The organism is Streptomyces cinnamoneus (assembly GCF_002939475.1).
GTDB classification, from domain to species: domain Bacteria; phylum Actinomycetota; class Actinomycetes; order Streptomycetales; family Streptomycetaceae; genus Streptomyces; species Streptomyces cinnamoneus_A.
On sequence record NZ_PKFQ01000001.1, the window covers coordinates 4,996,957 to 5,022,839 of the forward strand.

A 25,883-nucleotide genomic window follows, 5' to 3' on the forward strand; every position below is an offset into this window, starting at 1 on the left:
GCGGTGCGGCGGGCGGCGGTTTCGGGGAGGGGAGGGAAGGGGGAGAACAACCGCCGTGGCCACCACTTGGACCCGCCGCACCTTCCTCACCGCCGCCGGCGCCCTGGGCGCCACCGCCACCCCGGCGGCAGCCGCCCCCGGCGAGCAGTTCCCGGCCCTGCGAAGACGCTGGCGCGACCTCCTCCTCGGCACCGGTTTCGACCCCGCCGCCGAGCCCTACGCCACCGTCCTGCGCCGCACCGGCGAGCTCGCCCGCCTCCACCGCGCCCGGATGAGCCCCGCCCCCGGCTCGCTCTGGCCCGACGCCCCCTTCGACCCGCCGGCCGGCATCACCCAGAGCTTCGCCCGCCTGTTCACCATGGCCCAGGCCCACGCCCAGCCCGGCACCGGCCTGACCGGCGACCCGGCCCTCGCCGCGGACGTCCTCGCCGGTCTCGACCACCTCCACGACCGCGTCTACCACGCGGGCGGCACCCGGTACGGCAACTGGTGGGAGTGGCAGATCGGCAGCCCCCGGCTCCTCCTCGACACCCTCACCCTCCTCCACGAGCCGGCCGGAGCGGACCGGCGCGCCCGCCTGCTCGCCGCCGTCGACCACTTCGTGCCGGATGACATGCTCGGCCCCTACACCGGCACCAGCACGGGTGCCAACCGCGTCGACCTGTGCCGCGTCGTGGCCGTGCGCGGCGCGCTCGGCGACGCCCCCGACAGGCTCGCGCTGGCCCGCGGCGCGCTCTCGCCGGTCTTCCCCCAGGTGACCCGGGGCGACGGCCTCTACGCCGACGGCTCCTTCATCCAGCACACCTGGGTCGCCTACACCGGCACGTACGGCTGTGTGCTGCTCGACGGGCTCGGCCGGCTGTTCGCCCTGCTGCGGGGATCGGACTGGGAGGTGACCGACCCCCACCGGCAGCTCGTGCACGACAGCGTCGAGCGGGCCTTCGCCCCGCTCGTGCACAACGGGCTGGTGATGGACACCGTCTCCGGGCGGGCCGTCAGCCGGGGCGTGCAGAGTGCCGACCCCGGGGCGCCGCCGCAGAGCGACCACCGGCGCGGACACGCGGTCATCGCCGCCGTCGCCCTCCTCGCCGAGGGCGCCACCCCCGCCGAACGGACCCGCTGGCACTCGATGATCAAGGGCTGGGCGGCCCGGGACACCACCGACCCGCTGCTGACCGACCCCCAGTTCGGCGTGGCCGACCTCGCCCGGCTCGCCGCGATCGCCGCCGGGCCCGCCCCGGCCGCACCCGAGCCCGTGGGGCACCGGCTCTTTCCCGCCATGGACCGGTCCGTGCACCGGCGCCCCGGCTGGGCGGCCACCGTCGCCATGGCCTCCGACCGCATCGCCCACTACGAGAACGGCAACGGCGAGAACCCCCGCGGCTGGCACACCGGCGCCGGCCTGCTCCTGTGGTGGGGCGCGACCTTCGGCGGCGACCAGTACGGCGACGCCTTCTGGCCCACCGTCGACCCCTACCGGCTGCCCGGCACCACCGTCTCCGCCCGCCCGCTCGCCGACGGCGAGGGCGGCGGATGGGGCGCCCCCAAGCCCGCCGTGCGCTGGGTGGGCGGGGTCACCGACGGGGAGTACGCGGCCGTCGGCCAGCACCTCAAGGGACTCGGCTCGACGCTGGAGGCGCGCAAGTCCTGGTTCTGGGCGGCCGACGCGGTGGTCTGCCTCGGCGCCGGGATCACCTCGCGCGACGGCGCCGAGGCCTGGACGGTCGTCGACAACCGCAACCTCGGAGCGGCCGGCACCCCCCGCCTCCTCGTGGACGGCGCGCCCCAGGACGCCCACGACGGCTGGGCGCGGTCCTTCGGCCGCGCCCACTGGGCCCACCTCGCCGGCCACGGCGGCTACGTCTTCCCCGGCGGCGCCCCGCTGGAGGCGCTGCGCGAGCCGCGCACCGGATCCTGGCGCGACATCAACGCCGCGGGCTCCCCGGCGCCCCTCACCCGGCGCTACCTCACCCTCTGGCACCCCCACGGCACGGACCCCGACGACGCCGCCTACGCCCACCTCCTGATGCCCGGCGCCACCCCTCGCGCCGTGGCCGCCCGTGCCGCCGCCGCGGACTGGCTCACCGTCCTGGCCAACACCCGCCACTGCCAGGCCGTCCACCTGCCGTCCCTCGGGCTGACCGCCGCGAACTTCTGGTCGGCGGGCACGGCCGGGCCGCTCACCGTCACCGCCCCCGCCTCCGTGCTCGTGCGCCACGACGGCCGTACCGCCACCGTCCACCTCGCCGACCCCCTGCGTGCCGGCACCACCGTGGAGCTCACCTGGCACCATCGTGTGACCGATGTCACAGATCGCGACCCGTCCGTCGACGTGCTTGGCACGGGCCGGTCGCTGCGCTTGCGCGTGGCCGCGGGAAGCGCCTGCGCGACGCACGGCTGCCGGGTGAAGACCGGGTGATCTCCGCTGGTCGCCCGGATGGCGGAGTCCGGTCAAGCCCACATGTGACGGAGGGACCGGCGGAGAATTGTGGACCCCCGACAGCGTGGGAAGGCCCCTCGAACGGACACAACTGATAAGGGGGCTGTGCAGTTCTGTCCCGCCTGCCCACCAAATCGCGCACGACGTTGTACGGAACCGACATGATGTTCCGGAGCCCCCGCCACGTACCGTCTATCCATGAGCAATCTCGAAGGTGCGCCCGTAGAGGCGAGTGACGTCCGTGGGCGCGTCGCCGAGCTGCACGCCATCCGCGAGCAGGTTCGGCGTGGTCCGAGCGAGCGGGCTACCCAGGCCCAGAAGGCCAAGGGCAAGCTGACCGCGCGCGAGCGCATAGATCTTCTGCTTGACGAGGGCTCTTTCACCGAGGTGGAGCCGCTGCGGCGGCACCGCGCGTCCGGGTTCGGCCTGGAGGAGAAGCGTCCGTACACCGACGGTGTGATCACCGGGTGGGGAACCGTGCACGGGCGGACGGTGTTCGTCTACGCACACGACTTCCGGATCTTCGGCGGCGCGCTGGGCGAGGCCCACGCCACCAAGATCCACAAGATCATGGACAAGGCCATCGCGGCCGGGGCCCCGCTGGTGTCCCTCAACGACGGCGCCGGCGCCCGCATCCAGGAGGGCGTCTCCGCCCTCGCCGGCTACGGCGGCATCTTCCAGCGCAACACCAAGGCCTCCGGCGTCATCCCGCAGATCAGCGTGATGCTCGGCCCCTGCGCCGGCGGTGCGGCCTACTCGCCGGCCCTGACGGACTTCGTGTTCATGGTCCGCGAGACCTCCCAGATGTTCATCACCGGCCCCGACGTGGTCCGCGCGGTGACCGGTGAGGAGATCACCCAGAACGGCCTCGGCGGCGCCGACGTGCACGCCGAGACCTCCGGCGTGGCCCACTTCGCCTACGACGACGAGGAGACCTGCCTCGAAGAGGTCCGGTACCTCCTCTCCCTGCTGCCCCAGAACAACCGGGAGAACCCGCCCCGCGTCGCCGCCGACGACCCGGCCGACCGCGCCGGCGAGGCGCTCCTGGACCTGGTGCCGGCGGACGGCAACCGCCCGTACGACATGCGCAAGGTCATCGAGGAGATCGTCGACGACGGCGAGTACCTCGAGGTCCACGAGCGCTGGGCGACCAACATCATCTGTGCCCTGTCCCGGCTCGACGGCCAGGTCGTGGGCATCGTCGCCAACCAGCCGCAGTCGCTGGCCGGCGTCCTCGACATCGAGGCCTCCGAGAAGGCCGCACGGTTCATCCAGATGTGCGATGCCTTCAACATCCCGATCATCACTCTTCTGGACGTACCCGGCTTCCTGCCGGGCGTGGATCAGGAGCACGGTGGGATCATCCGGCACGGTGCCAAGCTGCTGTACGCCTACTGCAACGCGACCGTGCCCCGGATCTCGGTGATCCTGCGCAAGGCCTACGGCGGTGCGTACATCGTGATGGACTCGCAGTCGATCGGCGCGGACCTGACGTACGCCTGGCCGACGAACGAGATCGCGGTGATGGGTGCCGAGGGTGCCGCCAACGTGATCTTCCGCAAGCAGATCGCCGAGGCGGACGACCCGGAGGCGATGCGGGCGCGCATGGTCAAGGAGTACAAGGCCGAGCTCATGCACCCGTACTACGCCGCCGAGCGCGGCCTGGTCGACGACGTGATCGACCCGGTCGAGACCCGGTCGGTGCTGATCCGGTCGCTGGCGATGCTCGCGACCAAGCACGCCGACCTGCCGTCCCGCAAGCACGGCAACCCGCCCCAGTAACAAACGTCCAGCACTTCAGCAACGGAGACACGCATGAACGACACGCTCGTACGCGTCGAGAAGGGCACCGCGGACGCCGAGGAACTGGCCGCCGTCACCGCCGTTCTCCTGGCCCGCGCCGCAGCCGGCACCGGCCGCGCCGCCCAGGCCCCCGCCCGCCGCCGCACCCCGGTCGGCTGGCGCCGTCTGGAGCGCACCCCGGGCTTCCGGGCGCCGCACAGCTGGCAGGGCTGAGCCCTACGGAGAGGCTGGCCTCCGTGCGAAGGGCCCCGGGCTTCACCAAGCCCGGGGCCCTTCGCACGTACCGCACCGGTGTGGCCCGCAGCGCGCCCGCGCACGCGAAAAGGTCCCCGCACTCCCGAGGAGTGCGGGGACCTTCTCGCATCCGAGCTAGCGCAGCCGCGCCATGAGGGCGTGCTCGACGAGCGTGATGAGTGCGCTCTTCGCCTCGTTGCGGTGGCGGGCGTCGGTGGTGATGATCGGCGCGTCGGGGCCGATCTGGAGGGCCTCGCGGACCTCCTCCGGTGTGTACGGCTGGTGTCCGTCGAAGCCGTTGAGGGCGATGACGAAGGGCAGGCCGCTGTTCTCGAAGTAGTCGACGGCGGGGAAGCAGTCGGCGAGGCGGCGGGTGTCGACGAGGACGACGGCGCCGATGGCGCCGCGTACCAGGTCGTCCCACATGAACCAGAAGCGGTCCTGTCCGGGCGTGCCGAACAGGTACAGGATCAGGTCCTGGTCCAAGGTGATACGGCCGAAGTCCATGGCCACGGTCGTCGTGGTCTTGTCCGGCGCGTGGGTGAGGTCGTCGATGCCCGCCGAGGCGGAGGTCATGACGGCTTCGGTGCGCAGCGGGTTGATCTCCGAGACCGCGCCGACGAACGTGGTCTTGCCCACGCCGAAGCCACCCGCCACCACGATCTTCGCGGAGGTGGTGGAGCGGGCTGCCTCGCCGCTAGAGGTTCCGAAGTCCACTGAGCACCCTTTCGAGCAGTGTCACGTCAGGCTGGCCGCCCGCGGCTGCGTCGCCGCCGGGCTGATGAATGGCGACAAGTCCGGCCTCCGCCAGGTCGGCGACGAGGATCCGGGCTACGCCAAGCGGAATGGACAGGAGTGCCGAGATCTCCGCGACCGACTTGATCTCACGGCACAGGTGGCAGATGCGCTGGTGTTCCGGCAACTGCCCGTGGAGCTGGGACGACTGGGCCGTGGTGTGTACCAGTGCCTCGATGGCGAGCTGGTAACGCGGCCGCGTCCGGCCGCCGGTCATCGCATACGGACGGACCAGCGGGTTGTGCTTGCCGCCCGAGGAGGACGACGTCGCGCGCCGTTGTTGCGGTGGCTGAGCCGGCACATGCGGAGGGCGCTGCTGCTCCGGCATGGCTTGGTGGCTTGGCGCGGAGGGGAAGTTGTAGCGGTTCAACGGGGGTTGACCCTGCTGGTCATTTCCATACGGGTAACCGCCTGGGGGCGTTGCCACGTCTCCTCCTCCAACTTGCCTGTCTGCTGCTGCTCGCGCCACCGCACCCTATGGCGCGGTGGCGCGAAACGCACTGTCTCTTGATTAGTTGAGAAGGCTCCCCTGCAGTTCGGCGCGGAGGTCGGGCGTGAGGACGTTGCCCGCGCGGTCGACCAGGAGGGCCATCTCGTAGCCCACGAGGCCGATGTCGCACTCCGGGTGCGCCAGAACGGCGAGGGAGGAGCCGTCGGAGATGGACATGATGAAGAGGAAGCCTCGTTCCATCTCCACGACGGTCTGGTTGACCGTGCCCCCCTCGAAGATGCGGGAGGCACCGGCGGTCAGTGAGGTCAGGCCGGAGGCCACCGCCGCCAACTGGTCGGCGCGGTCCCGCGGAAACCCTTCGGACATCGCCAGAAGGAGTCCGTCGGCGGAGACCACGACGGTGTGGGACACCCCGGGGGTGTTGTCCACGAAACTGGTGATCAACCAGTTCAGGTTTTGCGCCGCCTGGCTCATCGGGCTCAACTAACGCTCCTGATCGTAGGTGCCGCCGGGGCCGAAGCCCTGGTCGTGTTGCTCATGCTGGTCGTGGGCGGAGGACTCCGGGGAATCGCCACCCCGCCCGCGCCCCTGCTGGATGCCGCGGCGCAGGTTTGCCAACCTGCCGCGGACGTCCTCCGGCGCGCGGGAGATCTGGGGGCCCGCCTGGGGGGTCTGTGCCGCCGTGCCCTCGACCAGATTGGCCTTGGGTACCCGGCGGGGCAGACCGGAGGAGGTCACTCCGCCGGCCTTCGGCTCCCGGAGCTGCCCGGCACGCTGCCAGCGCTCGTCGTTCGCCGACTGCCATGCGGAGCCGTCGCCCTCCTGAGGCTGCTGAGAGACCTGCGCTTGGGTCTGCTCCGGTTCTACGCCGCCCCTGGTGGCCTCCTCGCCCGTCCCGGATTCCTGCCCCCGCTTGTCACGGCGGGGCAGACCGGACCCGGTCAGCGAGGGGGAGCCGCTCGTGGCGGGGCCCGGACGGTCGAACTCTACGCGCTCCGGCTGGGCCGTGTCAGCGGACGGCTGGGATTCCGGTTCCGCTCCGTAACCCTGTCCGTACTCATGCTGGTACGTACCTGACTCGGCCCACTCTCCTTGGTAGCCGGGGGTGTTGAAGTCGCCGTAGGGCTGCTGGGACGTGGTGGCCGGGTCCGCGTAAGCGGGTTCCGCGTAGCCGTCGTCCTGGTAACCCCGTTCCGCGCGGCCGGTGTCCGGACGACCGCCGTGCTCCTGGGGGACGCCGTGCGGCTGCTCGTAACCCTGCTGCGGGTAGTCGCCCGGGAACTGCTGCTCCTGGAACTGCTGGTCCTGGAACTGCGGGTGGCCCTCGCCGGCCTGCGCCTCCAGCGCCGCCCGCCGCTCCTCGCGCATCAGCGAGCGGCCCACCGGGTCCAGACCGGACCCGGCGTCCTGGCGCTCCTCGTAGCGGGAGTCGTCGAAGCCGAGCTCCGCGGCGGTGCGCATGCGCTCCGCCGGCGCGCTCTGCTGCTCCGGCATCATCCGGGAGACCGTGAAGTCGCTGTCGGCCAGCTCCTCGCCGCCACCACCGTGGGTGATGGCGTCCGGCAGCATGACCAGCGAGGTGGTGCCGGCCTGCTCGCCCGAGGGGCGCAGCTGGACGCGGATGCCGTGGCGCAGGGCCAGGCGGCCGACCACGAACAGACCCATGCGCTGGGAGATCGCGGCGTCCACGGTCGGCGGGTTGGCCAGTCGGTGGTTGATGTCCGCGAAGTCCTCGGCGGTCAGGCCGATGCCCTTGTCGTGGATCTCGACCATCACCCGGCCGTCGGGCAGCCGGGTCGCGTTGACGCGGACCTTGGTGTGCGGGGAGGAGAACGTGGTGGCGTTCTCAAGCAGCTCGGCGAGCAGGTGCACGAGGTCGGTCACGGCCAGGCCGTGGATCTCGGCCTCCGGGATGCCGCTCAGCTCGATGCGCTCGTACGCCTCCACCTCGGACGAGGCGGCGCGCAGCACGTCGACCAGCGGGATCGGCTGGTCCCAGCGGCGGCCCGGCTCCTCGCCCGCGAGGATGAGGAGGTTCTCGCCGTTGCGGCGCATGCGGGTGGCCAGGTGGTCCAGCTTGAAGAGGTTCTCCAGCTGGTCCGGGTCGGCCTCGTTGTTCTCCAGGTCGGTGATGAGGTTCAGCTGGCCCTCGATCAGCGCCTGGTTGCGGTGCGAGAGGTTCGTGAAGATCGCGTTGACGTTCCCTCGGAGCAGCGCCTGCTCGGCGGCCAGCCGCACCGCCTCGCGGTGCACCTGGTCGAAGGCCCGGGCGACCTCGCCGATCTCGTCACCGGTGGTGATCGGGATGGGCTGGGTGCGGGTGTCGACGTGACCGGGGTTGGTCCGCGAGAGCTGGTCGACCAGCGCCGGCAGCCGCTGCTCCGCCACCTCGAAGGCGGCGGCGCGCAGCCGGCGCATGTTCCGGCTCATGGAACGCGCCATCTTGCCGGCCACGATGAACGCGGCCAGGAGGGCGAGCACCATGATCGAGGAGTTGACGATGGCCGTCTGCTGCGCGTCCGAGGCGATGCTCTCCGCCTCGTCCACGGCGTGGTCGGCCAGGTGCTCCTCGACCTCGCGGTAGGCGTTGAACTTCGCCGTCGCGGTGGCGAACCAGGTCTGGTCGGTGATGCCCTTGGCCCTCAGCTGCGCGTCGGTGGCGCCGGACATGATGGCGGCGGCCATCTTGTCCTGCTCCTCGACCTGCGCCCCGGTGGCCAGAGCGGTCTTCAGCCGCTTGATGTCCTCGTCGGTACCACCGGACTCGAACTCGCCGCGGGCGACGTACTCGAGGAAGTTGTACGAGGAGAACGCGGTCAGCAGCTCCGTGCGCTCCTTGGGGTTGCCCGGCTTCACCAGCAGGTGCTCGCCGATGGAGCGCTGGAGCGACTCGGCGGCCTTCGCCAGGGAGACGGCGTAGACCGCGCGACCGTAGGAGGTGACGTTGCCGGTGCCCAGGCCCAGCTCGTTGGTGAAGGCCATGAGGGGACGCTGGATGGCGCCGTAGCCGTCCTCGGTCTTCGTGCCCGCGAGCTCGGAGGTGTAGCCGACCTTGCGCAGCTTGGGCAGCATCGGCTCGGCCGCGCGCACCTCGTTCAGACGGCGCTTGAGGCTCGGGGTGTCCGGCATGTTCTTGACGGTCTTGTCGAACGCCGCGCGGGCGGCGTCCGTGACGTCCTGCGCCTTCTTGACGCCCTCGTCCTCGCGGTGGTTCTCCAGGAACGGCTTGGCCATCACGTCGCGCTCGTCGATGACGGCGTGCGCGTACGTGGCCGCAGCCTGAACGGTACGCGCCGTGTTGGCCGCGTCCTGCGCCTCCAGCCAGGTGTCGACGGACGTCTTGACGCCGAGGCCACCGAAGACGAGCGCGACCAGCACCGGGATCAGGAGGATCACGTTCAGGCGGGTCGGCACGCGCCAGTTGCGGGGCGAGAATCTGCTGCCGTCGCGCCCTGGGGGTGTGGCGGGGTTTTCGGGCATCTCGGAAGGCGGCACCGCTTCACGCGACGGCGGGGTGAAGTTACCCCGCGCGTTCCGCGTTTGCTGCGCGGCGCCCGTCTTTCTTCGCCTCACTCGACCAACAACCTCTCGGCGTCGGCACCTGTGCTGTGCCGTTTATCTGCTGAGCCGTGACTGCTCAGTCCGGGAATTCCAGCACGGCGGGCAGGTGCATTCCAAACAACGGACAGAGCCCGTGAAGGCCGCGATTTGCCTGACATAAAACGGGCATTAAGGCCGAGCCGCGTCAAATGGCGGACGAGATGTGTGCACAGCGAAGTTGGCCGAACGCGAGGGGTGGTCGCGTCCGGCCAATTCTCTGTCGAAACGTTATGAAGCCCGAAGCGGGCCGTGGTGAATCCCACAACTCACATACCGTCACTTTCGGACGGCGGGCAACACTATTTCAGCCGCGCCATGAGGGCGTGCTCGACGAGCGTGATGAGTGCGCTCTTCGCCTCGTTGCGGTGGCGGGCGTCGGTGGTGATGATCGGCGCGTCGGGGCCGATCTGGAGGGCCTCGCGGACCTCCTCCGGTGTGTACGGCTGGTGTCCGTCGAAGCCGTTGAGGGCGATGACGAAGGGCAGGCCGCTGTTCTCGAAGTAGTCGACGGCGGGGAAGCAGTCGGCGAGGCGGCGGGTGTCGACGAGGACGACGGCGCCGATGGCGCCGCGTACCAGGTCGTCCCACATGAACCAGAAGCGGTCCTGTCCGGGCGTGCCGAACAGGTACAGGATCAGGTCGTCATCGAGGGTGATACGGCCGAAATCCATCGCCACGGTCGTCGTGGTCTTGTCCTGCACGTGGCTCAGGTCGTCGATACCGGCCGACGCCGAGGTCATCACGGCCTCGGTGCGCAGCGGGCTGATCTCCGAGACCGCGCCGACGAACGTCGTCTTGCCGACGCCGAAGCCACCCGCCACCACGATCTTCGCGGACGTGGTGGAGCGGGCGACGCCGCCGCTAGAGCTTCCGAAGTCCACTGAGCACCCTTTCGAGCAGTGTCACATCCGGCGTACCGCCGGCCTCGGTGCCGCCGCCCGGCTGGTGGATGGCGACCATGCCGGCCTCCGCCAGGTCGGCGACGAGGATCCGGGCCACGCCCAGCGGCATGCTGAGCAGCGCCGAGATCTCCGCGACCGACTTCACCTCGCGGCACAGGTGGCAGATCCGCTGGTGCTCGGGGAGCAGTCCTCCGAGGTGGGCCGGATCGGCCGTGGAGCTGACCAGCGCCTCGATGGCGAGCTGGTAGCGGGGCCGGGTGCGGCCGCCCGTCATGGCGTAGGGGCGGACCAGCGGCTGGTCACCTTCATCACTCCCGTACGGCGCATGGTGAGAGGCACCGTACGGGCCGGGCGAGGCGGGCGGGGTCATGAATCCTCCGGACGGGACAGCAGGATGGCAATAATGCCGTCGAGCGGTGGCCGGTGGGGGGTTTTCGGCCGGACGGTCAGACGGTATTTGCTAGGTGCAGGGGGTCAGTTCAGCAGGCTGCCCTGGAGTTCGGCGCGGAGGTCGGGCGTGAGGACGTTGCCCGCGCGGTCGACCAGGAGGGCCATCTCGTAGCCCACGAGGCCGATGTCGCACTCCGGGTGCGCCAGAACGGCGAGGGAGGAGCCGTCGGAGACGGACATGATGAAGAGGAATCCCCGTTCCATCTCCACGACGGTCTGGTTGACCGTGCCCCCCTCGAAGATGCGGGACGCACCGGCGGTCAGCGACGTCAGGCCGGAGGCCACCGCCGCCAACTGGTCGGCACGGTCCCGCGGAAACCCTTCGGACATCGCCAGAAGAAGTCCGTCGGCGGACACCACCACCGTGTGCGACACCCCCGGGGTGTTGTCCACGAAGTTGGTGATCAACCAGTTCAGATTCTGCGCCGCCTGGCTCATCGGACTCAACTAACGCTCCTGCTGGTGAGTGGGGCCAACATGATGACTGCCGGTGGTCGAACCGTTTCCGGCCTGACGTCCCTGCTGGATGCCCCGGCGGAGATTGGTCAGCCGGCCGCGTACGTCGTCAGGCGCACGCGAGACCTGCGGACCGGTCGGAAGGGACTGGGTCTCGGCGGTGCCCTCGACGAGGTTGGCGCGCGGCACCCGCCGCGGCAGCCCCGAGGAGGTGATCCCGCCCGCCGCCGGCTCGCGGACCTGCTCGGCCCGGCGCCAGCGCTCGTCGTTGGGGGAGCTGGCCCAGTCGTCCTGCGCACTGCCCTGGCGGGCCGGCGGGCCGGCCTGCGGGGCCGGTGCCTGGGGACCGGGCTGGGCGGCACGGCGCGGCGCGGGGCGCGCGGAGTCCGCGGGCTGCTCCGGCACGGCGCTCTCGCCCGCGCCGCCGCGGAACCAGCGCGACTCCAGCTCCTCGAACAGCGGCGAGGAGGCGCCGACGGCGGGCCGGCTGAACTGACCGGTCGTGCTGGTCAGCGGGTCGTCGTCCTCCGGCTGCGCGAAGTCCCGCGGCTGCTCGAACTGGCCGGTGCCAACGGACGGCGCGTCGCCGCCGTGCGGACGGGCGTACTCGCCGCTCGTGCTCGCCGGAGCGTCGCCGTGGCCGGCCGGGAGGTCGAACTGCCCGGTGCCGGACGGGCCGGCGGGCAGGCCGAACTGGCCGGTCGTGGAGTCCTGCTGGGTGCCGGGCGCGGACTGCGGGAACTGGCCGGTGGTGCCGTTCTGCCCGGTTCCGGGCGCCGGCAGGCCGAACTGGCCCGTGGACTCGGGCAGTCGCTCGCCGCTCGTGCCGCCCGGGCGCTCGCCCGAGGGGCCGGCGCCGATCGCCGGGAACTCGGCGGTGCCGCCGCGGCCGTCGGCCTGCGGGGCGCCGCCGGGCAGGCCGGGCCGGCCCGGAGCGGGCCGCTGCGGGCCGCTCTCGTCCGTGATGGGCGGGAACTGCGCCGTGTCGCCCGGACCGCCGCTCAGCTGCGCGCGCTCGGGGTTCGGCCGCGCGGCGGGATTCGAGGGCCCGGCCGGCCGGCCGGAGTTCTCGTGGCCCTCGTGGCCGCGCGGGGCGTCCTGCGCACCGCGCGGGGAGCCGTTGCCGGACAGCGGCCAGTCGTCGACCGGAGCCTGCTTCGGCTTGCGGCCGCCGGCCGGAGGCTGCCCGCCGGCCCAGTTCGGCTCCTGCCGGCCCGCGTCACCGGCGCCGCGCGCCGGCAGCTGCGGACGGCCGCCCGCACCGGGGGGCGGCGGCACGGCCGCCGGGCCCGCGGCGCCACGGCCGGCCGGCGCGCCGCCGGCACCCGGGGCGCCCTTGCGCGGCGCGGTGTCGAAGAGGCTGCCCGTCGCGGCACCGCCGGCGGGACCGCCCGCCGGGCCCTGCTGACGCTTGGGCAGGCCGCTGTCGGTCGTACCGGGGCGCGGCACGGGGGCCGGCGCCGGGCGCGGGCCGCTCGTGGGCGTCTGCTGGCGCGGCTGGCCGGGGCCCGCGGGCAGGCCGGGGCCGCCGCCGGGGCCACCGGCACCCGGGATGCCCGGAGCCGGCTTCTTGCCGCCCTGGGCGACGTCGACCGGCAGCATGACGAGGGCGGTCGTACCGCCGGAGTCCGACGGACGGAGCTGGATGCGGATGCCGTGTCGCAGGGACAGGCGGCCGACCACGAACAGACCCATGCGCCGCGAGACGGAGACGTCCACGGTCGGCGGGGAGGCCAGGCGCTCGTTGATCGCCGCGAGGTCCTCCGGCGAGAGGCCGATGCCGGTGTCGTGGATCTCGACCAGCACCCGGCCGTCGGGCAGGGCGTGACCGGTGACCTTGACCTTGGTCTGCGGCGAGGAGAACGAGGTGGCGTTCTCGAGCAGCTCGGCGAGGAGGTGCACGAGGTCGTTGACCACGCGGCCGGCGACCTCGGTCGGCGGCACACCGCTGAGCTCGATGCGCTCGTACTGCTCCACCTCGGACGCGGCGGCACGCAGGACGTCGACGAGCGGCACGGGCCGGGTCCACCGGCGGCCGGGCTCCTCACCCGCGAGGACGAGGAGGTTCTCGCCGTTACGGCGCATGCGGGTCGCGAGGTGGTCGAGGCGGAACAGCGAGGACAGCTGGTCCGGGTCGGCCTCGCGGCTCTCGAGCTCGGAGATCAGGGACAGCTGACGCTGGATGAGGCCCTGGCTGCGGCGCGAGAGGTTGGTGAACATCGCGTTGACGTTGCCACGGAGCAGGGCCTGCTCGGCGGCGAGGCGGACCGCTTCCTGGTGCACGTGGTCGAAGGCCGCGGCCACCTTGCCGATCTCGTCACGGCTGTGCACACCGACGGACTCCACGGACGTGTCGACGTCCTGCGGGTCGGTCTCGGACAGCTGCTTGACGAGCTCGGGCAGGCGCTCCTCGGCGACCTTCTGGGCGGTCTCCTGCAGACGGCGCAGCGAGCGCACCATGGAGCGGGCCACGACGAAGGCGCCGACGAGGGAGATGCCGAGGACCAGGATGATGAGCACACCGTTGAGGTACGCCTCGTTCTGGGCGTCGTCACGCAGCTCACGGGCCTTCTGGTCCATCTGCGTCACGAGCGTCTGCTCGATCTTCGACATCTCGCTGAGCTTGATCGTGTCCTGGTCGTACCAGTCCTGATAGCTCTTGTGGTCGCTCTTGAGGGCGTCGGAGTTGCCGAAGACGCGCTCGGCGAAGGTGGTGGCCTCGGTGATGTCGGCGATGCCGCCGTTGAGGCCCTTGAGCAGCTCCTCGGAGTCGCCGGCACGGATGGAGGCGAACCGCTTGAGGGCCTCGTCCTCGTTCTCGTGGGCGGAGGCGCCGTACTGGTGGTCGTTGGCCGAGAGCTGTGCGCCCTTGGGGTTGGCGAGCGCGGCGCTGATCACGGCTCGCTGGATCGACGCGTACTCCTTGGCGGAGGAGAACGTCGCGAGCGCGCGGGTCGCGGTGATCATGTCGCTGTTGCTGGTGGCCTGGGCCATGTCCTGGGACAGGGACAGCAGCGAGGTGATGAGCGCGTCGTAGTTGCCGACCGTCTGAGAGATGTAGCTCTCGTCGGTGTAGGCGTCCTTACGGACGTCCTGGATCTTCTTCAGCTGACGCGTGATCTCGACGATCGTGGTCCGCACGCCGACCATGGTCGGGTCGTTGGGCTTCACCTTGGCGGTGGTGCTGCCGAACGCCTGGATCTCGCGGTCGGTCTTCTCCCGGGACGCCACGATCGCGTCGGCCTTGGAGTTCTTCGCGACGAGCGGGCCCGCCGACCGGTCACGCTCCTCCTGAAGAGCGTCGGCGAGCTTGGTCGCCCGGCTCGTCATGTCGGTGAGGAGCTTCATGTGGTCGAGCTGGTCGACGTTCTGGAGGGACGTCTGAATACGCAGACCACCCAGGGTCGTCGCGGCGACGACCGGGAGCGCCAGCAGGGAGACCAGTCGGGTACTGATTCGCCAGTTGCGCAGGGCTATTCGTGAGCCCGGCCCCGTGGCCCCTTTCGCCTTCGTCGGCTCGGCGGCGGAGTCGCCGCCGCCCGGTGTCTCGACGGGCGTGCCTGCGGGCGTGCCGCGATCGGTCGCACCGCGCGGCTCCGGCTCCGCCGCAGCGCTGCCATCCCTCTTGAAACGTCCCTGCACTAGCGTCGCAACCTCTGGACCAGGCGTCCCGCCGGTTGAGCGGTGGGACGGTGTCGAGTCGTGGGGGGACCGCGGTGCCCCCCTGGCGGTCCCGGGAATTCCAGCACAGTGCCGGATCTCCCAACAAGGCCGGTGGGGCAGGCGGGGGCAGCGGTGACAAAGGGTGACCGGAAGGGTGACGCACCGTAGAAGATTGAGCCCTGTATGTCGGACTTATTGCGATGAGTCGACCCCTTCGGACCCCCTGCCCGGGCGTGTCCCAGTCGCCATGATCAGGAGCGGAACGTCAGGTTCAGCACCGCAATGTCCGTTTGGTGGCCCGTGGGTGACCGCCCGTTATGCCGCTTTTTTCGGTTCCATCGTGAGCAAACTCACAGGAAACGCAAGACTTCTTCCTCACGCCCTTGGGGATAGGCGCGCCTAGCCTGGACCTTTACACCCGTCGCGAAAGCGTCGAGAAACGACAACACACGAGGCCCTCCACAGTGAAGAGCACGATGCCGTCCCGTAAGACCGCCAACCCGCGCCGCACCACGCTCGCCCACCTCGCCAAGGCCGACGCGCTGCGCTTCTTCGAGGCCGAGCGCCCGGAGCACGCGGTCGAGCTGCCCACGGCCACGGCCAACCCGCGCCGCACCGTCCTCATGACCGCTCCGGCCCCCCACGAGCACCGCGACTGATCCGCGCGAGACGCTCCACCGCGGCCCGGCGGCGGCGCACGGGCCGCCAGCCGGGCCCCGCGATAGCCTGAGGTGGTCCGACTCCGGCCATTACACACAAAGGGGCAACGGCTTCCCGTGCGCATCGCCAGGTTCTCCATCGACGGCAACGTCGCCTTCGGCGTGGTCGAGGGCGACGAACTCGACATCATCAAGGGACACCCCTTCGCCGAATTCGAGCGCTCGGGGCAGAAGATCCCGCTGGACAAGGTGCGGCTGCTGCCGCCCGTCCTGCCCAACAAGGTCGTCGCCATCGGCCGCAACTACGCCGAGCACGCCGCCGAGCTGGGCAACGAGGTCCCCGAGGTCCCCGTCACCTTCTTCAAGCCCTCGACCTCGGTCGTCGGCCCCGGCGACCCCATCGCGTACCCGTCCTTCTCCAGCGAGCTGCACCACGAGGCCGAGCTCGCCGTCGTCATCGGCCGCATGTGCCGCGAGGTCCCGCGCGAGCGCGTGAAGGACGTCATCCTCGGCTACACCTGCGCCAACGACCTCACCGCGCGCGACGTGCAGCAGCGCGAGAAGCAGTGGGCCCGGGCCAAGGGCTTCGACACCTCCTGCCCCCTCGGCCCCTGGATCGAGACCGGGCTGGAGCCGGCGGACATCGCCGCGGGCCTGGGCGTCCAGTGCACCGTCAACGGCGACCAGCGCCAGCTGGGCAGCACCGCCGACATGGTCCGCCCCATCGAGGACCTGATCGTCCACATCACCGAGGCGATGACGCTGCTCCCCGGCGACGTCGTGCTCACCGGCACCCCGGCCGGAGTCGGCCCCCTGAACGTCGGCGACGAGGTCGCCGTCACCATCGAAGGCATCGGCACTCTCACCAACAAGGTGATCAAGCGTGGCTAGCGCACCCGTACGCGTACGTTTCTGTCCCTCGCCGACCGGCAACCCCCACGTGGGCCTGGTCCGCACCGCCCTCTTCAACTGGGCCTTCGCCCGGCACCACGGCGGCACCTTCGTCTTCCGCATCGAGGACACCGACGCGGCCCGCGACTCGGAGGAGTCGTACGAGCAGCTGCTCCAGGCCATGCGCTGGCTGGGCTTCGACTGGAACGAGGGCCCCGAGGTGGGCGGTCCCCACGCGCCCTACCGCCAGTCGCAGCGCATGGACCTCTACAAGGACGTCGCCGCCAAGCTGCTGGACGCCGGCCACGCGTACCACTGCTACTGCACCACCGAAGAGCTCGACGCCCGCCGCGAGGCCGCCCGCGCCGCCGGCAAGCCCTCCGGCTACGACGGCACGTGCCGCGAGGTCACCGAGGAGCAGAAGGCGCAGTACGAGCGCGAGGGCCGCGAGCCCATCGTCCGCTTCCGGATGCCCGACGAGCCCATCACCTTCACCGACCTGGTGCGCGGCGAGCTCACCTTCACCCCGGAGAACGTGCCGGACTTCGGCATCGTCCGGGCCAACGGCGCGCCCCTCTACACGCTCGTCAACCCCGTCGACGACGCGCTGATGGAGATCACGCACGTGCTGCGCGGCGAGGACCTGCTGTCCTCCACCCCGCGGCAGATCGCCCTCTACCGGGCGCTCGCGCAGATCGGCGTCGGCAACGGCACCACCCCGAGCTTCGGCCACCTGCCCTACGTCATGGGCGAGGGCAACAAGAAGCTCTCCAAGCGCGACCCGCAGGCGTCCCTCAACCTCTACCGGGAGCGCGGCTTCCTGCCCGAGGGCCTGCTGAACTACCTCTCGCTGCTCGGCTGGTCCCTCTCGGCCGACCAGGACATCTTCACGATGGACGAGATGGTCGCGGCCTTCGACATCAAGGACGTCAACGCCAACCCGGCGCGCTTCGACCTCAAGAAGTGCGAGGCGATCAACGCCGACCACATCCGCCGGCTGGACCCGAAGGCCTTCGCCGACGCCTGCGAGCCGTGGCTGAAGGCCCCCCACGCGCCGTGGGCCCCGGAGAAGTTCGACCGGGCCGCGTGGGAGGCGATCGCCCCGCACGCCCAGACCCGCCTCACGGTCCTCTCGGACATCACGGCCAACGTCGACTTCCTCTTCCTGGACGAGCCCGCCTGGGACGAGACGTCCTGGCAGAAGGCGATGAAGGAGGGCTCGGACGCCCTGCTGCGCACCGCCCGGACGGCGCTCGCCGAGGCCGAGTGGAACGCCGACGCCCTCAAGGCCGCCGTCGTCGCCGCGGGCGAGGAGCACGGTCTGAAGCTCGGCAAGGCCCAGGCGCCCGTGCGCGTGGCCGTCACGGGCCGCACGGTCGGCCTCCCGCTGTTCGAGTCCCTGGAGATCCTGGGGCGCGAGCGCACCCTGGCGCGCGTCGACGCCGCCCTGGCGAAGCTCGCGGGCTGACCCCCGCCGCACCCGCCCCGTGGGGCCCGGCAGCCTCCCCGAGGCCGCCGGGCCCCACGGCGTTCGGGCCGGGCGTCTATCGATTTTGGACCCCCGTCCACCTTCGGGTAATGTTCTTCCTGCGCCGCCCGAGAGGGCCGAGAGGCCCGAGCGGAGGGCGCAAGCCGGACAAGACCCCTTCCGAGGGGTGGAGTTACGGTGGGGTATGGTGTAATTGGCAGCACGAGGGTTTCTGGTTCCCTTAGTCTAGGTTCGAGTCCTGGTACCCCAGCAAGAGAAATCCACCGGAAATTCTCTGGCAAAACTACTGATAAAGTAGTCACCGCGCGAAAGCGCAAAGCGAAGTGCAAGCCCCCGTTGTGTAGCGGCCTAGCACGCCGCCCTCTCAAGGCGGTAGCGCCGGTTCGAATCCGGTCGGGGGTACTGGTTTCCGGACGGGGTCACCCGAAGGAGATCGCTAGGGCCCCCGTTGTGTAGCGGCCTAGCACGCCGCCCTCTCAAGGCGGTAGCGCCGGTTCGAATCCGGTCGGGGGTACTGGTTATAAAACCACCATGGGCTATGGTGTAATTGGCAGCACGAGTGATTCTGGTTCATTTAGTCTAGGTTCGAGTCCTGGTAGCCCAGCGCAGATTGTGTTCTTAGTCTGCACAATGCAAAAGCAGGCCCCCGTTGTGTAGCGGCCTAGCACGCCGCCCTCTCAAGGCGGTAGCGCCGGTTCGAATCCGGTCGGGGGTACAGATGAGAAAATGCCTTTCGCTTCGGCGAGGGGCATTTTTTCATGCGTCCTTCCGCCGCCTGTGGGGCAGCGCCATAATCCGGGCATGGTCCATCCCAACGGCCTGCGCGGCCGGGTCCACGTCGGTGACCTGCGTCCCGGCGACCACGCCTGCCTGCTGTTCGAGTCGGACGAGGAGCGGGCGTCCATCCTGCGGGACTTCGTGCTCGGGGGCCTGGAGGCGGAGGACAAGATCCTCTACCTGAGCGGGGCGGAGGACCCGCCCGGCCCCGGCGCCCTGCTCGACGAGTGCCGGCTCCCCGAACCGCCGGGCGGACTGGCCGACCGCGTGGAGGTCGTACGGCTGGCCGAATTCCTCTCCGGCCGCGGCCAGTTCGAGCCCGCCGCCCTGCTGCGGCGGCTGCGGAGCGCCGCCGAGCGCTCCCGGCAGCAGGGCTACCGCACGCTGCGGGTCGCCGGCGACCTGTGCGCCGCCCTGCACGACGGCGGCGGCGCCTTCAGCGCCCTCGACGTGGCCCGGCTGCTGCGGTACGAGGCGCTGCTCGCCGAGGAGTTCAGCTCCGGCGGGGCGCTGGCCGTCTGCCAGTACGACATCCGGCGCTGCGGGCCCGCCGCGCTGGACGCCTTCGCGTCGGCGCACGTCAGCAGCGTCGAGGCCGACCCCCTCGTGCGCACGGCCGAACTCGTCGTCGTGCGCACCTACCGCCCCCAGGGGCTGCGCGTCGAGGGCGTGGTCGACGCCGAGGCGCACCCGTGCCTGCGGGACGCCCTGCGCTCGGTCGCGGGCGTGCGGGGAGACGTACGGCTGGAGATGTCCCGGGTGGAGTTCCTGGACCTCGCGGGGCTGCGGCTGCTGATGACCTTCGCCCGGGCCCGCGCCGCCCGCCACTGCACGGTCGAGCTGGCCGGGCTGCCGCCGCACCTGCTCCAGGTCATCACCGTCGTGGGATGGGACCGGACCCCCGGCCTCCGGCTGGGGGCCGCGCATGCCTGTCGCTGAGACCGGCTTCCTCCACCACGCCTGTCTGTACGGGAGCGACGCGGAGTTCCTGGCGATGGCGGTGCCGTTCGTCCGGGACGGCCTGGCGGCCGGGGAGCCCGTGCTGGCCGCCACGACGCCCGCCAACATCGAGCTGCTCCAGGGCGCCCTGGGGGAGCGGGCGCACGCCCTGGACGTCGCCGAGACCGCCCATTTCGGCCGCCGGCCCGTGGAGCGGGTCTCCGCCTTCCTGCGCTACCACGACCGGCGGGCCCGCCCCGGGCGGCGGATGCGGATGATCGCCGAGCCGGTGTGGTGGGGGAGGACCGCCCGCCAGGTCGCCGAGTGGAAGCGGATGGAGTCCGGGCTCAACGTGCTGCTGGCCGCCCTGCCGGTCTGGATGATCTGCCCGTACGACACCCGGTGGGTGCCCGCGGACGTGGCGCGGGCGGCCTGTGCGACACATCCCGCCCGGCTGGACGGGCGGCGGCTGATCCCGTGCGCCGCCTACGCCGACCCCGGCGCGTACGCGGCCGGCGTGGCGCCCCCGCGCGCCGTGGCGCCCCCGGGGGCCGCCAGGACGGGCCCGGCGGGCCGGGTGGGCCCCCTGCGGCGGTTCGCCCGCGAGCGCGCCCGCGCGGCCGGTCTGACCGGCGAGCGGCTGGCCCTGGCCGAGCTTGCCGTCAGCGAGGCGGCGGGCTATCTGCTGGCCGGGACGGGGGAGCGGGGGGTCTCGGCGCGGGCCTGGGAGGAGCCGGGGGCGCTGGCCTTCGAGCTGCTCCGCGCCGCCCCGGGGACTCCTCCGGTGCCGGTGTTCGCCGGCTTCCGCCCGCCGGGCCCGCTCGCGTGCCCGGAGGACGGACTGTGGCTGGCGCGCACGCTGAGCGAGTCGCTGGAGGTCCGGGAACGCGCCGGCCTGACACGCCTGACCCTGCGGCTGGCGGGCCCGGGGGTGTTTCCCTGACCCGGGTCCGCCAGCCGGCCCCGGCCCCGGCCCGTACGCGCCCGCCGGCCCCCGTGCCGCCTACCCGTTGCGGCGCAACGCCTCCGTGAGGCGGATCGCGGCGTCCAGGACCGCCTGGGCGTGCATGCGGCCCGGGTGGCGCGTGAGGCGCTCGATCGGTCCGGAGACCGAGACGGCGGCCACGACCCGGTTCGACGGCCCCCGCACCGGCGCGGAGACCGAGGCCACGCCCGGCTCGCGCTCGCCGATCGACTGGGCCCAGCCCCGGCGCCGTACGCCCGAGAGCGCCGTGGCCGTGAAACGGGCCCCCTGCAGGCCGCGGTGCAGCCGCTCCGGCTCCTCCCAGGCCATGAGCACCTGGGCGGCCGAGCCGGCCTTCATCGGCAGCGTGGAGCCCACCGGCACCGTGTCCCGCAGTCCGGACAGCCGCTCGGCCGCGGCCACGCAGATGCGCATGTCGCCCTGGCGCCGGTAGAGCTGCGCGCTCTCGCCGGTCACGTCCCGCAGGTGCGTGAGCACCGGGCCCGCCGTGGCCAGCAGCCGGTCCTCGCCGGCCGCCGCGGCCAGCTCACTCAGGCGCGGGCCGAGGATGAACCGGCCCTGCATGTCCCTGGCCACCATCCGGTGGTGCTCCAGCGCCACCGCGAGCCGGTGGGCCGTGGGGCGCGCCAGCCCCGTGGCCGTGACCAGGCCGGCGAGCGTCGCCGGACCGGACTCCAGAGCGCTCAGTACCAGCGCCGCCTTGTCGAGAACGCCCACTCCGCTCGAGGCGCCACTAGAGTTGTCCATGAAACGATACTCGCGTCTCAAAGTATGAAACGCAAGTTCACTTTTCCCCGAGAGGCGCCAACCTTGACGGACGGCACTCCACATCCACACGACTAGCCGGCGACGACGCCGGCCGGAGGGACAGCGATGGGACGGACACTCGCGGAAAAGGTCTGGGACGACCACGTCGTCACGCGCGCCGAAGGGGAACCGGACCTGCTCTTCATCGATCTGCACCTGCTCCACGAGGTCACCAGCCCCCAGGCCTTCGACGGGCTGCGCAAGGCCGGCCGCCCGGTCCGCAGGCTGGACCTGACCATCGCCACCGAGGACCACAACACCCCGACCCTCGACATCGACAAGCCGATCGCCGACCCGGTCTCCCGCACCCAGCTGGAGACGCTGCGCCGCAACTGCGCGGAGTTCGGGGTCCGGCTGCACCCGCTGGGCGACGTCGAGCAGGGCGTGGTCCACGTGGTGGGACCGCAGCTGGGACTGACCCAGCCCGGCACCACCGTCGTCTGCGGCGACAGCCACACCTCCACCCACGGCGCGTTCGGCGCGCTGGCGTTCGGCATCGGCACCAGCCAGGTCGAGCACGTGCTGGCCACGCAGACCCTGCCGCTGGCCCCCTTCAAGACCATGGCCGTCACCGTCGAGGGCGAGCTGCCCGAGGGCGTGACCGCCAAGGACCTGATCCTCGCGATCATCGCCAGGATCGGGACGGGCGGCGGCCAGGGCTACGTCCTGGAGTACCGCGGCCCCGCCATCGAGAAGCTCTCGATGGAGGCCCGGATGACCGTGTGCAACATGTCCATCGAGGCGGGTGCGCGGGCCGGCATGATCGCCCCCGACGAGACCACCTTCGCCTACCTCAAGGACCGCCCGCACGCCCCCCGGGGCGCCGACTGGGACGAGGCCGTCGCCTACTGGCGCACCCTGCGCACGGACGACGACGCGGTCTTCGACCACGAGGTCGTCATCGACGCCGCCGAGCTCTCCCCGTTCGTCACCTGGGGCACCAATCCCGGGCAGGGCGCACCCCTGTCCTCGGCGGTCCCCGACCCGGCCTCGTACGAGGACGCCTCGGAGCGCCAGGCGGCCGAAAAGGCCCTGGAGTACATGGGGTTGACGGCAGGTCAGGCACTGCGGGACATCCGCGTGGACACCGTCTTCGTGGGCTCCTGCACCAACGGCCGGATCGAGGACCTCAGGGCCGCCGCCGGGGTCATCGAGGGCCGCGAGGTCGCCGAGGGCGTGCGGATGCTGGTGGTCCCCGGCTCGGTGCGCGTGGCGCTCCAGGCGGTCGAGGAGGGGCTGGACAAGGTGTTCACCGCCGCCGGCGCCGAGTGGCGGCACGCGGGCTGCTCGATGTGCCTGGGCATGAACCCCGACCAACTCGCGCCCGGCGAGCGTTCCGCGTCGACCTCCAACCGCAACTTCGAGGGCCGGCAGGGCAAGGGCGGCCGCACCCACCTGGTGTCCCCGCAGGTCGCCGCGGCCACCGCGGTCCTGGGCCGGCTGGCCTCCCCGGCCGACCTGGCCGACGCCACCGACGTACGCACCCCCGTGGAGGTCTGACACCGATGGAAGCGTTCACCACCCACACCGGCCGGGCCGTCCCGCTGCGCCGCAGCAACGTCGACACCGACCAGATCATCCCCGCGCACTGGCTGAAGAAGGTCACGCGCGACGGCTTCGAGGACGGGCTCTTCGAGGCGTGGCGCAAGGATCCGGAGTTCGTGCTCAACCGTCCGGAGCGCGTGGGCGCCTCCGTGCTGGTGGCCGGACCCGACTTCGGCACCGGCTCCTCGCGCGAGCACGCGGTCTGGGCGCTGCAGAACTACGGCTTCAAGGCCGTCATCTCGTCCCGGTATGCCGACATCTTCCGCGGGAACTCGCTCAAGAACGGTCTGCTGACCGTGCTCCTGCCGCAGGAGACGGTGGAGCGGCTGTGGGAGCTGACCGAGGCGGACCCCACTGCCGAGGTGACGGTCGATCTCGTGACGCGCCAGGTGCGGGCCGAAGGAATCACGGCTGATTTTGAGCTTGACGAGAACGCCCGGTGGCGGCTCCTGGAGGGGCTGGACGACATCGGTCTGACCCTCCGGCACGAGGCGGAGATTGCCGCCTACGAGGCCCGCAGGCCCGCTTTCAAGCCGTCCACGGCACGAATCTGAGCCCGATTCCGGCTCGTTTGGCCCAGTGTCGGACGGGTCGGCGACCCCCTGATTTTCGCTGCTCACCCAGGGTTTGGCATGATGCGCCCCCTGTCTTCGGACAGGGGGCGTGTTGCTTTGTTGAGGGCCCGTGAAGCGACAACTCGCCTCAGATGGCACAATCGGTGCATGGAACGCGACAGCCAACTCGAGCTTTACCGGCTCGTCGCCGACCAACTGAAGGAAGCGCACACAAGGGTGCGCACACTGCAAGTCCCGGAGGGCGTACGGATGGCGCTGTCCCGGCAGCTGCTGGCCATCACGGCCTCGGCGAAGCACGATCTCTCAGGCGCGGCAAGGCGCCTGGACCGGCTGATGAACGACCTCGACGAGGGCCGTTTCCCCCAAGAGCCCGGCACCGGCAGAACTCCTTGATGGGTCGAGTTCGTTGCGGCACAAGGGTGATTAGACCGTTTCGTGTTTGATTTGCGGTATATATCTGCCTAACGTGCGAAAAAGCTGGAGCACATTCCAGCCAATGTCTCCGAAGGGGAAGACGTGAACAAGGCGCAGCTCGTTGAAGCGATTGCCGACAAGCTCGGCGGCCGACAGCAGGCCGCAGACGCTGTCGACGCGGTACTCGACGCGATGGTCCGTGCGGTCGTGGCCGGCGACCGGGTCTCGGTCACCGGTTTCGGCTCGTTCGAGAAGGTCGACCGTCCTGCCCGTTACGCCCGCAACCCGCAGACGGGTGAGCGCGTGCGGGTCAAGAAGACCTCGGTGCCGCGCTTCCGCGCGGGCCAGGGCTTCAAGGACCTGGTGGCCGGCACGAAGAAGCTGCCGAAGGGTGACGAGGTCGCCGTCAAGAAGGCGCCCAAGGGCAGCCTTTCGGGCGGCAAGGTGACCGCCAAGGCCGCGGCCAAGAAGGCCACCGCCAAGAAGGCCGCCGCGAAGAAGGCCACCACGGCGAAGAAGGCGACCACCGCCAAGAAGGCCGCGCCGACGAAGGCCGCGGCGAAGAAGACCACCACCGCCGCCGCCAAGAAGACCACGGCGAAGAAGACGACGGCCAAGAAGGCGACCCCCGCCACCAAGGCCGCCGCCGCCAAGAAGACCACGGCGAAGAAGGCCGCGCCGGCCGCCGCCAAGAAGGCCACGGCGAAGAAGACCGCGCCCGCCAAGAAGGCCACCGCCACCAAGGCCCCGGCCCGCAAGACCACCGCGCGCAAGACCACCGCCAAGAAGACCGCCGCCAAGAAGAAGTAAGGCAGCGCACACCACGGCGTAACGCGCCGGGCCGGGCTCCCCTCGGGGAGCCCGGCCCGCGGTGCGTGTACGGCCGGGAAGGAACCGGGCCGAGGGGCCCGGAGCAGGGCGGAGCGGAGCCCCCGGCGGGCGTCCGCGGGCGCCCCAGGCGCTCAGAAGGTCTGGAGCGTCACCAGCGTCACCCGGCGCCCGGCCGCCGGGCCCGCGGCCGTCCCCTCGGGGGCCTGCGCGCACTCGATCCGCACCCGCTGACCGGGCCGCAGCAGTCGCAGCCCCCCGGCGTCGAACGCCGCCGCGTCGAAGGGCACGGGCGTGCCGTCGTCCAGGAGCACGCTCCCGGAGCGGGTCGAAGGGTCGAAGGTGTACGCGGTGGCCTGCATGGCCAGCAGCCTAGTCCGCCGCCCGGTCCGGCCGGAGCAGACCGTCCGCCAGGGCCGCGGTGCGCGGCCCCACGCCCAGCTTCAGGGCCGCCCGGAAATCCGTCTCGGTGTCCACGTCCCGGCGGACGGAATCCACGTCCCGCACATCGATCTCACGGGCTCCGGACGCCCGGTGCCGGGCGCGCGAACGCCCCTCGAACGCCGGACCCAATTCTTTTCCGGCGGTCGCCGCCAACAGCGTCGTACCGATTCCGGCGGCATCCGCGAGAAAAGCGCGCGGGAATTCGGCGGCATATTCGAGCACCCGGCCGAGTTCCCCCGGGCGCAGGGCCGGCAGATCCGCGTTGAGCGTCGCCACCGCGCTCCGCGGCCGGCCGGCGCGCACGGTCCGCGCCCCGTGCGCCAGCGCCGCGTTCAGCCCCCCGCCGCCGGGCGGCTCGGGCAGGATCCGGGCGCCGAGCGCCGCCAGTTCCCGGCCCGCCGGCCGGTCGTCCGTGACGACCGCCACATCCCGCACGGACCCGCAGGCCAGCGCCGCGGCCACGGTGTCCAGGGCGAACGCCAGCGCCAGCGCCGGCCCCGGCAGGCCACCGGCGCCCGCCCTGAGGCGGCTCTTGGCCACGGCCAGGGGTTTCAGCGGCACCACCAGCGTCCAGACCACCTGTGCCCGCTCCTTCCGGTGTCCGTTGGACCGGGCCCATTGTCACCCGCTGCCGCAGCCGCCCACGGACGCCGGGGTTACGGTGTTCTCGACAGACCGGGTACCTGGGGCGACACTTGTCCGGCCCCCGGGTGAGCAGCAGGCCCGCAGAGCTTCC

23 protein-coding genes and 5 tRNA genes are annotated in these 25,883 nt (G+C 71.5%); 17 read left to right on the plus strand and 11 right to left on the minus strand.

The genetic code is table 11. From position 1 onward, the window contains the following. Positions 1 to 55 precede the first annotated feature (55 nt). The 3 genes from CYQ11_RS22465 to CYQ11_RS22475 all read left to right on the plus strand — a co-directional run bounded on the left by CYQ11_RS22465 (position 56) and on the right by CYQ11_RS22475 (position 4,456). Positions 56 to 2,419 carry a polysaccharide lyase 8 family protein gene (locus tag CYQ11_RS22465; RefSeq protein WP_099201038.1) on the plus strand — a complete coding sequence of 788 codons (2,364 nt, stop codon included), beginning with the start codon at positions 56 to 58 and terminating at the stop codon, positions 2,417 to 2,419. A 219-nt stretch (positions 2,420 to 2,638) separates the two neighbouring features. Continuing rightward, entirely contained in the window at positions 2,639 to 4,222 is a 1,584-nt protein-coding gene (locus CYQ11_RS22470) for an acyl-CoA carboxylase subunit beta (RefSeq protein ID WP_099201037.1), read from the plus strand. Between the two features lie 33 nt (positions 4,223 to 4,255). Beyond that, positions 4,256 to 4,456, plus strand: a complete 201-nt coding sequence (locus tag CYQ11_RS22475; RefSeq protein ID WP_099201036.1) for an acyl-CoA carboxylase subunit epsilon — start codon at positions 4,256 to 4,258, stop codon at positions 4,454 to 4,456. A gap of 156 nt (positions 4,457 to 4,612) precedes the next feature. Here CYQ11_RS22475 and CYQ11_RS22480 read toward each other — a convergent pair whose 3' ends face one another. From CYQ11_RS22480 to CYQ11_RS22515, 8 genes are all read right to left on the minus strand, one after another. Next, complete coding sequence (locus CYQ11_RS22480) at positions 4,613 to 5,194, minus strand: GTP-binding protein (RefSeq protein WP_099201035.1); 582 nt, start codon at positions 5,192 to 5,194, stop codon at positions 4,613 to 4,615. Further along, positions 5,175 to 5,699 carry a DUF742 domain-containing protein gene (locus CYQ11_RS22485; RefSeq protein ID WP_099201034.1) on the minus strand — a complete coding sequence of 175 codons (525 nt, stop codon included), beginning with the start codon at positions 5,697 to 5,699 and terminating at the stop codon, positions 5,175 to 5,177. Before CYQ11_RS22485 ends, CYQ11_RS22480 begins: the two co-directional genes overlap by 20 nt. A gap of 84 nt (positions 5,700 to 5,783) precedes the next feature. Continuing rightward, positions 5,784 to 6,197 (minus strand): roadblock/LC7 domain-containing protein, encoded by a 414-nt coding sequence (locus CYQ11_RS22490; RefSeq protein WP_181143878.1) that lies wholly within the window; start codon positions 6,195 to 6,197, stop codon positions 5,784 to 5,786. 9 nt (positions 6,198 to 6,206) lie between these two features. Beyond that, entirely contained in the window at positions 6,207 to 9,296 is a 3,090-nt protein-coding gene (locus CYQ11_RS22495) for a sensor histidine kinase (RefSeq protein WP_420894525.1), read from the minus strand. A gap of 326 nt (positions 9,297 to 9,622) precedes the next feature. Continuing rightward, on the minus strand, positions 9,623 to 10,204 hold the full coding sequence (locus CYQ11_RS22500) for a GTP-binding protein (protein ID WP_099201031.1): 582 nt from the start codon (positions 10,202 to 10,204) through the stop codon (positions 9,623 to 9,625). Beyond that, positions 10,185 to 10,595 (minus strand): DUF742 domain-containing protein, encoded by a 411-nt coding sequence (locus tag CYQ11_RS22505; RefSeq protein ID WP_099201030.1) that lies wholly within the window; start codon positions 10,593 to 10,595, stop codon positions 10,185 to 10,187. Before CYQ11_RS22505 ends, CYQ11_RS22500 begins: the two co-directional genes overlap by 20 nt. Before the next feature lie 104 nt (positions 10,596 to 10,699). Then, the gene (locus tag CYQ11_RS22510) at positions 10,700 to 11,113 is read right to left on the minus strand and encodes a roadblock/LC7 domain-containing protein (RefSeq protein ID WP_099201029.1); all 414 of its coding nucleotides are present in this window, start codon (positions 11,111 to 11,113) and stop codon (positions 10,700 to 10,702) included. Positions 11,114 to 11,122: 9 nt separating this feature from the next. Beyond that, positions 11,123 to 14,773 (minus strand): nitrate- and nitrite sensing domain-containing protein, encoded by a 3,651-nt coding sequence (locus CYQ11_RS22515; protein WP_099201028.1) that lies wholly within the window; start codon positions 14,771 to 14,773, stop codon positions 11,123 to 11,125. A gap of 497 nt (positions 14,774 to 15,270) precedes the next feature. On the opposite strand from CYQ11_RS22515, the gene CYQ11_RS22520 reads away from it, so the two are divergent. The 10 genes from CYQ11_RS22520 (at position 15,271) to CYQ11_RS22565 (ending at position 20,492) form a co-directional block, all read left to right on the plus strand. Then, positions 15,271 to 15,453, plus strand: coding sequence for a hypothetical protein (locus CYQ11_RS22520; RefSeq protein ID WP_240003555.1), 183 nt, complete (start codon positions 15,271 to 15,273; stop codon positions 15,451 to 15,453). A gap of 117 nt (positions 15,454 to 15,570) precedes the next feature. Further along, positions 15,571 to 16,344 (plus strand): fumarylacetoacetate hydrolase family protein, encoded by a 774-nt coding sequence (locus CYQ11_RS22525; RefSeq protein ID WP_099201026.1) that lies wholly within the window; start codon positions 15,571 to 15,573, stop codon positions 16,342 to 16,344. Further along, positions 16,337 to 17,812, plus strand: a complete 1,476-nt coding sequence (gene gltX / locus CYQ11_RS22530) for a glutamate--tRNA ligase (RefSeq protein WP_099201025.1) — start codon at positions 16,337 to 16,339, stop codon at positions 17,810 to 17,812. The genes CYQ11_RS22525 and gltX overlap by 8 nt, the downstream gene beginning before the upstream one ends. Before the next feature lie 199 nt (positions 17,813 to 18,011). Continuing rightward, positions 18,012 to 18,083: transfer RNA gene (locus CYQ11_RS22535), tRNA-Gln, on the plus strand. Positions 18,084 to 18,162: 79 nt separating this feature from the next. Further along, positions 18,163 to 18,235: transfer RNA gene (locus CYQ11_RS22540), tRNA-Glu, on the plus strand. Between the two features lie 39 nt (positions 18,236 to 18,274). After that, positions 18,275 to 18,347, plus strand: a tRNA-Glu gene (locus CYQ11_RS22545). A gap of 18 nt (positions 18,348 to 18,365) precedes the next feature. After that, positions 18,366 to 18,437, plus strand: a tRNA-Gln gene (locus CYQ11_RS22550). Positions 18,438 to 18,475: 38 nt separating this feature from the next. Next, positions 18,476 to 18,548: transfer RNA gene (locus tag CYQ11_RS22555), tRNA-Glu, on the plus strand. Positions 18,549 to 18,634: 86 nt separating this feature from the next. Beyond that, complete coding sequence (locus CYQ11_RS22560; protein ID WP_181143751.1) at positions 18,635 to 19,549, plus strand: MEDS domain-containing protein; 915 nt, start codon at positions 18,635 to 18,637, stop codon at positions 19,547 to 19,549. Then, complete coding sequence (locus CYQ11_RS22565; protein ID WP_099201023.1) at positions 19,536 to 20,492, plus strand: MEDS domain-containing protein; 957 nt, start codon at positions 19,536 to 19,538, stop codon at positions 20,490 to 20,492. Before CYQ11_RS22560 ends, CYQ11_RS22565 begins: the two co-directional genes overlap by 14 nt. Positions 20,493 to 20,552: 60 nt before the next feature. Here the strand turns inward: CYQ11_RS22565 and ndgR are convergent, their stop codons facing one another. Continuing rightward, positions 20,553 to 21,281 carry an IclR family transcriptional regulator NdgR gene (gene ndgR / locus CYQ11_RS22570; protein ID WP_099201022.1) on the minus strand — a complete coding sequence of 243 codons (729 nt, stop codon included), beginning with the start codon at positions 21,279 to 21,281 and terminating at the stop codon, positions 20,553 to 20,555. A gap of 126 nt (positions 21,282 to 21,407) precedes the next feature. Here ndgR and leuC point away from each other — a divergent pair, with 126 nt between their 5' ends. The 4 genes from leuC (at position 21,408) to CYQ11_RS22590 (ending at position 24,685) form a co-directional block, all read left to right on the plus strand. Beyond that, the gene (gene leuC, locus CYQ11_RS22575) at positions 21,408 to 22,841 is read left to right on the plus strand and encodes a 3-isopropylmalate dehydratase large subunit (RefSeq protein WP_099201021.1); all 1,434 of its coding nucleotides are present in this window, start codon (positions 21,408 to 21,410) and stop codon (positions 22,839 to 22,841) included. 5 nt (positions 22,842 to 22,846) lie between these two features. Further along, a complete protein-coding gene (gene leuD, locus CYQ11_RS22580) occupies positions 22,847 to 23,440 on the plus strand; it encodes a 3-isopropylmalate dehydratase small subunit (protein ID WP_099201020.1) in 594 nt (197 codons plus the stop codon). 168 nt (positions 23,441 to 23,608) lie between these two features. Beyond that, positions 23,609 to 23,854: an SCO5555 family protein gene (locus CYQ11_RS22585; RefSeq protein WP_099201019.1), complete on the plus strand. Its 246-nt coding sequence runs from the start codon at positions 23,609 to 23,611 to the stop codon at positions 23,852 to 23,854. Between the two features lie 123 nt (positions 23,855 to 23,977). Then, on the plus strand, positions 23,978 to 24,685 hold the full coding sequence (locus CYQ11_RS22590; protein ID WP_099201018.1) for an HU family DNA-binding protein: 708 nt from the start codon (positions 23,978 to 23,980) through the stop codon (positions 24,683 to 24,685). A gap of 152 nt (positions 24,686 to 24,837) precedes the next feature. Here CYQ11_RS22590 and CYQ11_RS22595 read toward each other — a convergent pair whose 3' ends face one another. Together CYQ11_RS22595 and cofC are read right to left on the minus strand one after the other, a co-directional pair. After that, on the minus strand, positions 24,838 to 25,065 hold the full coding sequence (locus tag CYQ11_RS22595) for a hypothetical protein (protein ID WP_099201017.1): 228 nt from the start codon (positions 25,063 to 25,065) through the stop codon (positions 24,838 to 24,840). Positions 25,066 to 25,075: 10 nt separating this feature from the next. Beyond that, positions 25,076 to 25,726, minus strand: coding sequence for a 2-phospho-L-lactate guanylyltransferase (cofC, locus tag CYQ11_RS22600; protein ID WP_099201016.1), 651 nt, complete (start codon positions 25,724 to 25,726; stop codon positions 25,076 to 25,078). Between the last annotated feature and the right edge of the window lie 157 nt (positions 25,727 to 25,883).

Bases quoted from the DNA above. Each gene is read 5' to 3' on its own strand.
- CYQ11_RS22470 (WP_099201037.1), top strand. From the start codon at position 2,639: ATGAGCAATCTCGAAGGTGCGCCCGTAGAGGCGAGTGACGTCCGTGGG.
- CYQ11_RS22475 (WP_099201036.1), top strand. From the start codon at position 4,256: ATGAACGACACGCTCGTACGCGTCGAGAAGGGCACCGCGGACGCCGAG.
- CYQ11_RS22490 (WP_181143878.1), bottom strand. From the start codon at position 6,197: ATGAGCCAGGCGGCGCAAAACCTGAACTGGTTGATCACCAGTTTCGTG.
- CYQ11_RS22505 (WP_099201030.1), bottom strand. From the start codon at position 10,595: ATGACCCCGCCCGCCTCGCCCGGCCCGTACGGTGCCTCTCACCATGCG.
- CYQ11_RS22510 (WP_099201029.1), bottom strand. From the start codon at position 11,113: ATGAGCCAGGCGGCGCAGAATCTGAACTGGTTGATCACCAACTTCGTG.
- CYQ11_RS22520 (WP_240003555.1), top strand. From the start codon at position 15,271: ATGCCGTCCCGTAAGACCGCCAACCCGCGCCGCACCACGCTCGCCCAC.
- CYQ11_RS22560 (WP_181143751.1), top strand. From the start codon at position 18,635: ATGGTCCATCCCAACGGCCTGCGCGGCCGGGTCCACGTCGGTGACCTG.
- CYQ11_RS22565 (WP_099201023.1), top strand. From the start codon at position 19,536: ATGCCTGTCGCTGAGACCGGCTTCCTCCACCACGCCTGTCTGTACGGG.
- ndgR (WP_099201022.1), bottom strand. From the start codon at position 21,281: ATGGACAACTCTAGTGGCGCCTCGAGCGGAGTGGGCGTTCTCGACAAG.
- leuC (WP_099201021.1), top strand. From the start codon at position 21,408: ATGGGACGGACACTCGCGGAAAAGGTCTGGGACGACCACGTCGTCACG.
- leuD (WP_099201020.1), top strand. From the start codon at position 22,847: ATGGAAGCGTTCACCACCCACACCGGCCGGGCCGTCCCGCTGCGCCGC.
- CYQ11_RS22585 (WP_099201019.1), top strand. From the start codon at position 23,609: ATGGAACGCGACAGCCAACTCGAGCTTTACCGGCTCGTCGCCGACCAA.
- CYQ11_RS22595 (WP_099201017.1), bottom strand. From the start codon at position 25,065: ATGCAGGCCACCGCGTACACCTTCGACCCTTCGACCCGCTCCGGGAGC.